9 protein-coding genes are annotated in these 11,287 nt (G+C 74.8%); 7 read left to right on the top strand and 2 right to left on the bottom strand.

The window, feature by feature from the left end; all coding sequences use genetic code 11:
* Positions 1–14: 14 nt before the first annotated feature.
* Entirely contained in the window at positions 15–1,055 is a 1,041-nt protein-coding gene (locus GTR02_RS14915; RefSeq protein ID WP_166608286.1) for an aliphatic sulfonate ABC transporter substrate-binding protein, read from the top strand.
* A complete protein-coding gene (locus GTR02_RS14910; protein WP_166608285.1) occupies positions 1,052–1,870 on the top strand; it encodes an ABC transporter permease subunit in 819 nt (272 codons plus the stop codon). Before GTR02_RS14915 ends, GTR02_RS14910 begins: the two co-directional genes overlap by 4 nt.
* Here GTR02_RS14910 and GTR02_RS14905 read toward each other — a convergent pair.
* Positions 1,851–2,657, bottom strand: coding sequence for a trans-aconitate 2-methyltransferase (locus GTR02_RS14905; RefSeq protein WP_166608284.1), 807 nt, complete (start codon positions 2,655–2,657; stop codon positions 1,851–1,853). The genes GTR02_RS14910 and GTR02_RS14905 overlap by 20 nt on opposite strands.
* A 107-nt stretch (positions 2,658–2,764) precedes the next feature.
* On the opposite strand from GTR02_RS14905, the gene GTR02_RS14900 reads away from it, so the two are divergent.
* From GTR02_RS14900 to GTR02_RS14880, 5 genes are all read left to right on the top strand, one after another.
* Positions 2,765–2,929 carry a hypothetical protein gene (locus tag GTR02_RS14900; RefSeq protein ID WP_166608283.1) on the top strand — a complete coding sequence of 55 codons (165 nt, stop codon included), beginning with the start codon at positions 2,765–2,767 and terminating at the stop codon, positions 2,927–2,929.
* A 174-nt stretch (positions 2,930–3,103) separates the two neighbouring features.
* Positions 3,104–4,843 (top strand): 2-isopropylmalate synthase, encoded by a 1,740-nt coding sequence (gene leuA / locus GTR02_RS14895; protein WP_166608282.1) that lies wholly within the window; start codon positions 3,104–3,106, stop codon positions 4,841–4,843.
* A gap of 130 nt (positions 4,844–4,973) precedes the next feature.
* Positions 4,974–6,572 (top strand): diguanylate cyclase, encoded by a 1,599-nt coding sequence (locus GTR02_RS24555; protein ID WP_166608281.1) that lies wholly within the window; start codon positions 4,974–4,976, stop codon positions 6,570–6,572.
* Positions 6,573–6,624: 52 nt separating this feature from the next.
* Positions 6,625–7,365 (top strand): DNA repair protein RecO, encoded by a 741-nt coding sequence (gene recO, locus GTR02_RS14885; RefSeq protein WP_166608287.1) that lies wholly within the window; start codon positions 6,625–6,627, stop codon positions 7,363–7,365.
* A 28-nt stretch (positions 7,366–7,393) separates the two neighbouring features.
* Positions 7,394–8,242, top strand: a complete 849-nt coding sequence (locus tag GTR02_RS14880) for an isoprenyl transferase (protein WP_166608280.1) — start codon at positions 7,394–7,396, stop codon at positions 8,240–8,242.
* Positions 8,243–8,263: 21 nt separating this feature from the next.
* On the opposite strand, the gene ppc is transcribed toward GTR02_RS14880, so the two are convergent.
* A complete protein-coding gene (ppc, locus tag GTR02_RS14875) occupies positions 8,264–11,116 on the bottom strand; it encodes a phosphoenolpyruvate carboxylase (RefSeq protein ID WP_166608279.1) in 2,853 nt (950 codons plus the stop codon).
* Positions 11,117–11,287 lie beyond the last annotated feature (171 nt).

Below are 11,287 nucleotides of genomic sequence, written 5' to 3'. Positions count from 1 at the left end.
CCCGAGGAGTCCCCGTGCCCGTTCCCGCTGCCTCTCCCGCCCCCCGCCTCGCCCGTCGCGGCGTCCTCGGCGCCGCCCTCGGCGGCCTCGCGCTCGCCGCGGCCGGCTGCGTGCAGGGGGAGGGGTCCTCCGGCACCGCCCCCGCCGCGGCCGGCAGCTCCTCCGCCGCGGCCGCGGGCTCCGTGCGGCTGGACTACGCGCTGTACAACCCGCTGAGCCTCGTGGTGTGGCAGCAGAAGACGCTCGAGAACGCGGGGCTGACCGTGCAGTGGGAGCAGTCCGCCGGCAGCAACAAGGCGAACGAGTTCCTGCGCAACGACAACCTCGACATCGCCTCCACGGCCGGGTCCGCGGTCCTGCAGGCACGGGCGAACGGCTCGCCCGTGAAGAGCATCGCGGTGTACTCGCAACCCGAGTGGACGGCCCTCGTGGTGGGCCGGGGTTCGGCCATCACCGACGTCGCCGCGTTGCGCGGCAAGAAGATCGCCGCGACCACCGGCACCGACCCGTACTTCTTCCTGCAGCAGGCGCTCGCCCAGGCCGGGGTCGCGGCCACCGACGTGGAGATCCTGAACCTGCAGCACGCCGACGGCCGCGCGGCGCTGGAGCGCGGGGACGTCGACGCGTGGGCGGGGCTGGACCCGAACATGGCCGGTTCGCAGCTGCAGGCCGGGTCGACGCTGCTGTACCGCAACGTCGACTTCAACACCTACGGGATGCTCAACGCCCGCGAGGAGTTCCTCGAGTCCTCTCCGGAGCTCGCGCAGCAGGTCGTCGACGCCTACGCGCAGGCCCGCACCTGGGCGCTCGCGAACTCCGCGGACTTCGCGGCGCTGTACGCCGAGGCCGCGCAGCTCTCGCCCGAGGTGGCGGCGCTCGTGCTCGAGCGGACCCGCCTCGACGGCGACCTCGCCCCGGGCGAGGCGCAGCGGACGGTGCTCGCCGGGATCATCCCGCTCATGGTGCAGATCGGCGGGGCCTCCTCGGAGGACGTCGTGCAGGAGGCCCTCGACGGGCTGCTCGAACCCCGCTTCGCCGCCGCGAGCGACGCGTGAGCGCGACCACGCGCCCGGCCCCCGCGGCGCAGGGTGCCCACCCGCCGGCCGCCCGCCCGGGCAGGAGGCGCGGTGGGTCCTGGGCCCTCGGGGCGGTCGTCCCGCTGCTGCTCCTGGCGGCGTGGCAGCTGTCCTCGACGCTGGGCGTCTTCACCGCCTACCAGCTGCCGCCGCCCCTGGCCGTCCTCGACGCCGCGCGGCGCCTGTGGCTCAACGGCACGCTGCAGCTCAACGTCGCGATCAGCGTGCAGCGCGTCCTGATCGGCTTCGCGATCGGGGCGACGCTCGGCGTCCTCCTGGGCGGGCTGACGGGGCTGTCCCGCACGCTGGACCGGATGCTCTCGCCCACGCTGGGCGCCGTGCGGGCCGTGCCGTCGCTGGCGTGGGTCCCGCTGCTGGGCCTGTGGATCGGCCTCGGGGAACCGCCGAAGATCATCCTGATCGCGATCGGGGCGTTCTTCCCCGTCTACACCACGGTGTTCTCGGCGCTGCAGCACCTCGACCCCGCCCTCGTGGAGGTCGGCCGCGCCTACGGGCGCCGCGGCTGGCGGCTGTTCTCCGAGATCCTGCTGCCCGCGACGGCGCCGTCGCTGCTGTCGGGGCTGCGGCTGGGCCTCGCCCAGAGCTGGCTGTTCCTCGTCGCGGCCGAGATCATCGCGGCGTCGATCGGCCTGGGGTTCCAGATGACGAACGGCCAGAACCAGGGCCTTACCGACCAGCTGATCCTCGCCATCCTCCTGCTCGCGGTGCTGGGCAAGCTGTCCGACGTGGTGCTCGCCGTCGTCGAGGCGAAGGTCAAGCGCGACCGGAACTGACACCCGCCTCGACCGGGGTGCCGACTCGGGTCGGCACCCGGGCGACGAGGAAGGTCCGGCGGAAGCCGAACACGGTGCCGTGCTCCCGCGGCGGGTAGGCCCGCCGCAGGAGGGCCGCGTACTCCCGCTCGAACTCCGCGGCCTGCGCTCCGAGCGCCTGCAGCACCGGCCGCAACCCCGTGCCGCGCACCCACTCCAGCACCGGGTCCGCACCGGCCAGGACGTGCAGGTACTCGGTCCGCCAGACGTCCGCGGCCAGGCCCGCCCCCTGCAGCAGGTCGAGGTACTCGCCGGGCTCGGCGACCGCGTCCCCCACCCGCAGGACACCGGACAGCGGGCCGCGCCAGCGGGGCGAGTCCGCCAGCTCGCGCATCAGCGCGTGCGACGGGGCCCCGAGGTTGCTGGGCACCTGGACGGCGAGCTCGCCGCCCGGCGCGAGCTGCCCGGCCCAGCGCACGAGCAGGTCGCGGTGCTCCGGCACCCACTGCAGCACCGCGTTGCTGACGAGGACGTCGACGCCCGTGGCGTCGAAGCCGCGCGCGTCGGCCACGGAGAACTCGACCCCGGCGTCCGCAGGTGCCTGCGCCACCATCTCGGCGGAGGAGTCGAAGCCCCGCACCCGCGCCTGCGGCCAGCGCCGGGCCAGCAGGGCGGTCAGCGCCCCGGTGCCGCACCCGACGTCGACCACCTCGCGCGGAGCCGTCGCCCCGACCCGCGCGAGCAGGTCGTGGAAGGGCCGGCTGCGGTCGTCGGCGAAGCGGGCGTACTGCTGCGGGTCCCAGGTCACGGCGGTGTCCTCTCGCGGACGTGTCTCGACGTCAAGATACCGCGCCGCGTCGACCGCGTCACCGTCGTCACCGGGCGCCGGCCCGCCCGGGGGTCCAGGCTGGAGCCATGAGCGAGCAGAGCAGCAGCCCCACGACCCCGTCCGACCCCGACGCCGACCCCGGCCAGCTGAACCCCCGCGACGAGCGGGGCGAGGAGAGCGTCGACGGGGCGGCCGAGAGCGACGGGCCCGACCCCGACGGCGACCCCGGTCAGCTGAACCCCCGCGACTGACGCGCCGCCGCCCGGGTCACGTGGACTCCCTCCCCGCACTGCGCGTAGGCTGATCGCGTGATCCGAGCGGCGAGCCTCCTCCTTCGCTGCCGCGGCGGGGCCTGCTAGGCCGGTCTCCCTGCCGCGGGACCTCGTCGTGCGCCGGCCGACACCCCCGAGGCCCCGCTCCAGGAGATGACGACCGTGCAGAACACCCAGCAGCCCTCGGCCATGCCGACGAGCAAGTACGTCCCGTTCCACGAGCAGATCACCGTCGACCTGCCGGACCGCACGTGGCCCGACCGCCGCATCGAGACCGCGCCCCGCTGGTGCGCCGTCGACCTCCGGGACGGCAACCAGGCCCTGATCGACCCGATGAACTCCGAGCGCAAGCTGCGCATGTTCCAGCTGCTCGTCGACATGGGCTACAAGGAGATCGAGGTCGGGTTCCCCTCCGCGAGCCAGACCGACTTCGACTTCGTGCGCACGCTCATCGAGGGGGACCTCATCCCCGCCGACGTCCGGATCCAGGTCCTGACCCAGGCCCGCGAGCACCTCATCGAGCGCACGTACGAGTCCCTGCGCGGCGCGAAGCAGGCCATCGTCCACCTCTACAACTCGACGTCGGTGCTGCAGCGGCGCGTGGTGTTCGGCTCCGACGAGGACGGCATCGTCGACCTGGCCCTGCAGGGGGCGCGGCTGTGCCGCAAGTTCGAGGAGTCGATCCCGGAGACGACCGTCTACTACGAGTACTCCCCGGAGTCCTACACCGGCACCGAGCTGGAGTTCGCGCTGCGGATCTGCAACGCGGTCGTCGAGGTGTTCGAGCCGACGCCCGAGCGCAAGGTCATCGTGAACCTGCCCGCGACGGTCGAGATGGCGACGCCCAACGTCTACGCCGACTCGATCGAGTGGATGTCGCGGAACCTGGCGCAGCGGGAGAACGTGGTCCTCTCCCTGCACCCGCACAACGACCGCGGCACCGCGGTCGCCGCGGCCGAGCTGGGCTACCAGGCCGGCGCCGACCGCATCGAGGGCTGCCTGTTCGGCAACGGGGAGCGCACGGGCAACGTCTGCCTGGTCACCCTGGGCCTGAACCTGTTCAGCCAGGGCGTCGACCCGCAGATCGACTTCTCCGACATCGACGGCATCCGCCGCACCGTCGAGCACTGCAACCAGCTGCCGGTGGCCGAGCGCCACCCCTACGGCGGCGACCTCGTCTACACGGCGTTCTCCGGCTCGCACCAGGACGCCATCAAGAAGGGCCTGGAGGTCATGGAGCGCGACGCGGCCGCCGCGGGCCGCACCGTCGACGAGATCCCCTGGGCCGTGCCGTACCTGCCGATCGACCCCCGGGACGTCGGGCGCACCTACGAGGCCGTCATCCGCGTCAACAGCCAGTCCGGCAAGGGCGGCGTGGCGTACCTGCTGAAGAGCGAGCACCAGCTCGACCTGCCGCGCCGGCTCCAGATCGAGTTCAGCCGGGTCGTGCAGGAGCGCACCGACGCGGCCGGCGGCGAGGTCTCGGGGGCCGAGATCTTCTCGATCTTCACCGACGAGTACCTGCCCTCGCCCAGCGGCACCCCGGACTGGGGCCGCTTCGCGCTGCGCTCGACGCGCTCGGTCAGCGAGGTCGACGGCGCCGACGCCCTCGAGGTCACCCTGCTCGACGCCGGCCGTCCCGTCACCGTGCACGGCACGGGCAACGGCCCCATCGCCGCCTTCTGCGCCGCGCTGGCGTCCCTGGACGGCGTGGACGTCCGCGTCCTGGACTACGCCGAGCACGCGCTCTCCGCGGGTGGCGACGCGCGCGCGGCGGCCTACGTCGAGTGCGCGGTGGACGGCCGGGTCCTGTGGGGGGTCGGCATCGACCCCAACATCACGACCGCCTCGCTCAAGGCCGTCGTCTCGGCGGTCAACCGCGCCTTGCGCTGAGCCGGGCGGATCGGTCGATCCGGCTGCACCGGCTCGTCGCCCGTGAGAGTCTGCGAGACGATGCACCTGTCATCGACCGATCACAGCCCGTGCTGACGCGGGTGCCGTCCGGGGAGGGGTCCTGATCCCAGTGGCTCACGGCGAGGGGGCTCTCGTCCCCCTCAGCTCGTTCGGTCCCTTCGACGCGCTGGCGGAGTGGGCGCACCGGCTCTACCTCGACGGCTACGGCGAGCGCGCCGTCACGGCCGCGCGCGAGGGCCTGCTGGTCGTCGAGGCGGCCGGGGACGAGCGCACCGCGCGCTACCTGCAGTTCGTCTGCGGCGTCGCGCTGCACCAGCTGGGCCGCTGGACCGAGGCCAGCGAGGAGGCGGGGCACCTCCTGCGCCGGCTGGGGCCGGACGCCGACCCGCTGTGGCGCGCCAAGGCCCTGGCCCTGCTCGCCGAGGCCCGCGTCGACCTCGGCATGACCGCGCTGGCGATGGACCACCTGGCCGAGGGCCGCATGATCGTCGCGGGTCACCCCAGCGGCGACTACAGCCACCTGTCGGCGACCATGTCGGTCGCGCTCGCGCTGCGGGCGCTCGCGCTGTACGAGCCCGCCGACGAGCTCATGCTGCAGATGCTCGACGCGGGCTACCCCTCCGCGAGCGTCCGGCTCAACGTCGCGCAGGAGGCGGCCGTCCTGCAGGTGTCCTGGGGCGCGATGCTGGAGATCGTCGGGCGTCCCGACGAGGCGCGCCCGCACTACGTCGTCGCCCTCGAGCGCGCGGCCCGCATGCGGGCCCTCGCCCTCGACGTCCCCTACCCCGAGATGCTCGCGCGCGCCGAGGTCATCGAGGGGTTCGTGCTCCAGCGCGCGGGCGACGTCGACCTCGCCGAGGCGCGGCTGCGGCCGGCCATGTCCGCCTTCCGGCTGCGCGAGGAGCTCGCCGAGACGCAGATCGCGCGCATCGGGCTCGCGCTCGTGCTCGGACAGCGCGGCCGCTTCTCGGCCGCCGAGCCGCTCCTCGCCGACGTCGTGCGCAGCTCCTCGACGACGCAGCTCGACGTCTGGGGCCTCACGGCCCTCGCGGCGCAGGCCCGCAACGCCGTGCGCGAGCAGGGCCCGCACACCGCCGTGGCGCCGCTGCAGTCCCTCGTGCGCACCGCGCTGTCCCGCCTGTGGGAGGACCGCGAGAGCCGCTTCGAGTCGCTGCAGGACCGGATCCGGCTGCGCCAGATGGCGCAGGAGAGCGACCGCCTGGGGCGCGCCGCGCTCGAGGACCCCGTGACGGGGCTCGGCAACCGGCGCCGGCTGCAGCAGGTGCTGGAGCGCCCCGACCGCCGCTTCAGCGCCGTGTTCGTCGCGCTCGACCGGTTCAAGCAGGTCAACGACGAGCAGAGCCACGAGGTCGGCGACGACGTCCTGCGCCGGTTCTCCAAGCTCCTCGTCCAGCACTGCCGCAGCGAGGACGTCGTCGTGCGCTACGGCGGCGACGAGTTCGTCGTGCTGCTGCCGGCCGAGGCCCCCGCGGGCGGCACCGACACCGGGGTGGACCCGATGACGGTCGCGACGCGCGTGCTCGAGGCCGTCCGCGCCGAGCCGTGGTCGGACGTCTCGCGCGGGCTGCGCCTGACGGCGTCGATCGGCGTCTCCGGCCCCGCGCCGGCCGCGGAGGCGCTCTCGGCGGCCGACTCGGCCTGCGCGGGGGCCAAGAAGGCGGGCCGCGACCGGGCTGTGCGAGCCTGAGGGCGTGACGGCGGGCGGCAGGGGACCGGGCAGCGGGAGCAGGGGCGCGGGGATCGGCGGACCGAAGAGCTACCGCGACGAGGCGGTGGTGCTGCGGACCGGGAAGCTCGGCGAGGCCGACCGGATCATCACGCTGCTGACGCGCCACGGCGGGCGCGTGCGGGCCGTGGCCAAGGGCGTGCGGCGCACGACGTCCCGCTTCGGGGCCCGGCTGGAGCCCTTCACGACCGTCGACGTGCAGCTGCACCGCGGCCGGACCCTCGACGTCGTCACGCAGGTCGAGGTCCTCGAGCCCTACGGGCAGGTCATCGCGACCGACTACGCGCTCTACACGGCCGGGCACGCCCTGCTGGAGACGGCCGAACGGTTCACCGAGGTCGAGGGGGAGGCCGCGACCCAGCAGTACCTGCTGCTGGTGGGGGCCCTGCGCACGCTCGCGCGCCGCGAGCACGAGTCGACGATGGTCCTGGACGCGTTCCTGCTGCGCTCGCTGGCCGTCGCGGGCTACGCCGCGAGCTTCGTGGACTGCGCCCGCTGCGGGGCCCCCGGCCCGCACCGGGCGTTCGCCGTCGCCGTGGGCGGGGCGGTCTGCCCGTCGTGCCGCCCGCCCGGGTGCGCGGCCCCCGACCCGCGCACCCTGCAGATGCTGGCGGCGCTGCTCAGCGGGGACTGGGACGTCGCCGAGCAGGCGGACCCGCGCTGCCGCAAGGAGGGCAGCGGGCTGGTCGCGGCCTACCTGCAGTGGCACCTCGAGCGGGGCATCCGCTCGCTGCGCCACGTCGAACGCGTCTGAGCGCGAGCGGCGTGGAAGGCTGTCCCGCGTGGACACCCCCGCTCGCCGAACGGGTCTCGGCCGTCGGCGCCCCGCGCCCGCGGTCGCCGAGCGCACGGTCGAGCCGCCGCCGCCGCACCCCTCCGGCGCGCGGCCGCCGCAGCTGCCGGCCGAGCTCGTGCCCCACCACGTCGCCGTCGTCATGGACGGCAACGGCCGGTGGGCGAACTCCCGCGGCCTGACGCGCAACGAGGGCCACCAGCGCGGCGAGGCGTCGCTGCTGGACGTCGTCGCGGGCGGCATCGAGATCGGGGTGCGGCACCTGTCGGCGTACGCGTTCTCCACGGAGAACTGGAAGCGCAGCCCCGACGAGGTGCGGTTCCTCATGGGGTTCAACCGCGACGTCATCCGCCGCCGCCGCGACGAGATGCACCGCTGGGGCGTCCGCGTGCGCTGGGCGGGCCGTCGCCCGCGGCTGTGGCGCAGCGTCGTCGCCGAGCTCGAGGCCGCGGAGGAGATGACGAAGGACAACGACGTCCTGACGCTGACCATGTGCGTGAACTACGGCGGGCGCGCCGAGATCGCCGACGCCGTGCGCTCCATCGCCGAGCAGGTGCGGGCCGGCACGCTCGACCCGCGGCGCATCGACGAGACCACCGTCGCCCGCCACCTCGACGAACCCGACATGCCCGACGTCGACCTGTTCTGGCGCTCGTCGGGGGAGCAGCGGACGTCGAACTTCCTGCTGTGGCAGTCCGCCTACGCGGAGATGGTGTTCTCCGACGTGCTGTGGCCGGACGTCGACCGGCGCTCGCTGTGGGCGGCCATCGAGACCTACGCCCGGCGCGACCGGCGCTACGGCGCGGCGCGGGACGCGCCCCAGGCTCCGCCCACCTGAGACCGCCCGCGCCGCAGCGTCTCAGCCGGTGTTGCGCATCCCGGCCGCGATCCCGTTGATGGTCAGCAGCAGCGCCCGGCGCAGCGCCGGGTCGGGCTCGTCGCCGGCCGCGCGGGAGCGGGCGAGCAGCGTCACCTGCAGCGCGTGCAGGGGCGCGAGGTAGGCGTCGCGCAGGTCGAGCGTGCGCCGCAGGACGGGCGCGCCCTGCAGCAGCTCGTCCTGGCCCGTCAGCAGGAGGACCTGCTCGACCGTGCGCGCGTGCTCGGCGCGGATCGCCTCGAACGGCGCCCGGTCGTCGGCGCCGACGAGCTCCTCGACGTAGTGCGCCGCGATCTCCAGGTCCGTCTTCGCGAGCGTCATCTGCACGTTCGACATGAAGCTGCGGAAGAAGTTCCAGGTGCCGTACATCTCCGCGAGGGTGTCCGCGCGGCCCGCCTCGCGCGCGGCGGCCAGGCCGGACCCCACGCCGAACCAGCCGGGCACGTTGATGCGGCTCTGCGTCCACCCGAACACCCAGGGGATGGCGCGCAGGTCGGCGAGGCCGCCCGGCCCCCCGGGGCGGCGGGAGGGCCGCGAGCCGATGTTGAGGTTGCCCAGCTCCTCGACGGGCGTCGCGGTGAGGAAGAACGGCACCAGGCCCGGGTCCCCGACGAGCGCGCGGTAGGCCTCCTGGCCGCGGGCCGCGACGAGGTCCATCGTGGAGTCCCAGCGGTCGATGACCGAGCGCGGCTGCAGCGACGTGCGGTGCAGCGTGGAGGCCTCCAGCGCGGCCGACACCGCGACCTCGAGGTTGTGCCGGGCCAGGCGCGGCTGCACGTACTTGTCGGAGATCACCTCGCCCTGCTCGGTGACCTTGATCGGCCCGTCGAGCGTGCCGTAGGGCTGCGCCAGGATCGCCTCGCCCGTGGGGCCGCCGCCGCGCCCGACCGACCCGCCGCGGCCGTGGAACAGCCGCAGCACCACGCCGTGGCGGCGGGCGACGTCGCGCAGCGCGCGCTGGGCGCGGTGGATCTGCCAGCGCGACGCCGCGATGCCCGCGTCCTTGGAGGAGTCGGAGTAGCCCAGCATGATCTCCTGCACGTCACCGCGGGCGGCGACGACGCGGCGGTAGGAGGGGTCCGACAGCAGGCCCTCCAGCAGCTCCTCGGCGGCCTCCAGCTCGGTCACCGTCTCGAACAGGGGCGCGAACCCGATCCGCGCGACGTCGCGGGCGCCGCCCGCGCCGGGGGCCTCGGCCAGGTCGACGAGGCCGACCTCGCGGGCCAGCACGACGACCGCGAAGAGGTCGTCGATGCCCTGCGTCATGGAGACGATGTAGGTCTCGATCGTCTCGTCGCCGTAGCGGTCCAGCGCCGTGCGGATCGTGGTGAACAGGGCCATGACCTGCGCCGCCGTGCCCGTGAGCGTGCGCACCGCCGCCCCGATGAGGGGCCGGTGGCCGGACAGCTCGCGCGAGAGCAGCGCCCGCCGGGCGGGGCGGTCCAGCTCGGCGTACGGCGTGTCCAGCTCGTCGAGGCGGTCGTAGATCGCGGCCAGGGCCGCGTGGTGCTTCTCGGCGTGCTCGCGCACGTCGAGGGTGGCCAGGCCGAACCCGACCGCGCGCACGACGCGGACCAGGCGGGCGACGGTGCCGTCGGCCGCGAGCTCGCCGTCGTGGGCGCGCAGCGAGTCCGCCACCAGCAGCAGCTCGTCGACCAGCTCGCCGGGGTGGGCGTAGTCGAGCCCGGGCACGTGCTCGGAGCCCGAGCGCAGCCGGGCGCGCGTGCCCTCCAGCCGGGCCAGGACGTAGGAGAGCTTGAAGCGGTAGGGCTCCTCGCCGTTGATGCGGGCGCGGTCGGCGGCCACCGTCGGCAGCGCGCGGGCGTCGGCCGCGAGCGACGCGGCCAGCTCGGGGCTGACGTCCACGATCTGCGTCGAGGCGGCGAGCTCCGTGCGCAGCACCCGCACCTGCGAGGCGAGGACGTCCAGCGCCGTCTCGTGCTGCAGCTGCAGCACCTCGAGCGTCACCTCGGGGGTCACGTTGGGGTTGCCGTCGCGGTCGCCGCCGACCCAGCTGCCGAAGCGCAGGGGACGCAGCTCCGTGCCCGGGTCCAGCCCGACGGCGCCGAGGCCCACCTCGAGGTCCTCGAGCAGGTCCGGCAGGACGTCGGTGGCCAGCGCGCGCAGGTAGTGCAGGGCCGAGCGGGCCTCGTCCGCCGGGCGCGGGCGCTCGACGCGCAGCTCGTCGGTCTGCCACAGCAGGTCGACCTGCTCGGCGAGGCGGCGCCGGCCGCGCGCGGCGTCGGCCGCGCTGAGCTGCGGGTCTTCCAGCGCCTCGATGACGCCCGTCAGGCGCAGCAGCAGCACGAGCACGGAGCGCCGGCTCGACTCGGTGGGGTGGGCCGTGAAGACGGGCCGCAGCTGCAGGCGGGCGATGATGCGCAGCGCCTCGTCGCGGTCGAGGTCACCCGCGTCGACGGCGCCCGCGAGCTTGGTGAGCACGGCGGGCAGGCCGCCGCCGGGCTGGCGCGAGAGCTCCAGCCCGCGGTGCAGCTGCTCCGAGGCGTTGGCGAGCTGGAAGTAGGCGGTGAACGCCCGCGCCAGCACGATCGCGGTGGCGTCGTCCACGCCCGCGAGCAGCCGGGCGAGGTCCGCGCCGTCGTCGGACTGGCGGGCCAGCGCGCGCACCCGCTCGACGAGCTCCAGCAGCTCGGCGCCCTCGTGCCGCGTCAGGGACTCGCCGAGCAGCTCGCCCAGGCGGCGCACCGAGGCCCGCAGGGCCGCGTGGCCCTCGTCGGAGGAGACGCCGTCCAGGGCCGCGTCCAGGGATCGCGCGCGATCGGCGCCGTCCCGGCCCGCGGGGACCGCCGTGGTGGTCTCGTGCTGGGTCGTCATGGGGTGCTGGCCCTCGCCTCCGTACCGGTGCGTGGGTCGACGCTGACGCCGTCGCACAACCGAACCTGCTGACACCGGCCGGGGGCCGGTGCGGTGCAGTCTGCTGGGTGGGGACCCCGCGCGGGAAGCGGGGGCCACCGGCGCGCCGGGCGGGGTCCCCACCCAGCAGAC

The organism is Kineococcus siccus (assembly GCF_009906795.1).
Lineage (GTDB): Bacteria > Actinomycetota > Actinomycetes > Actinomycetales > Kineococcaceae > Kineococcus > Kineococcus siccus.
The sequence above is the reverse complement of the archived record's forward strand: the minus strand, read 5'-3'. Positions and strand labels throughout refer to the sequence as shown.

Excerpts from the sequence above, each read along its gene's own strand:
- GTR02_RS14900 (WP_166608283.1), top strand. The coding sequence starts at position 2,765 with ATGAGCGAGCAGAGCAGCAGCCCCACGACCCCGTCCGACCCCGACGCC.
- leuA (WP_166608282.1), top strand. The coding sequence starts at position 3,104 with ATGACGACCGTGCAGAACACCCAGCAGCCCTCGGCCATGCCGACGAGC.
- ppc (WP_166608279.1), bottom strand. The coding sequence starts at position 11,116 with ATGACGACCCAGCACGAGACCACCACGGCGGTCCCCGCGGGCCGGGAC.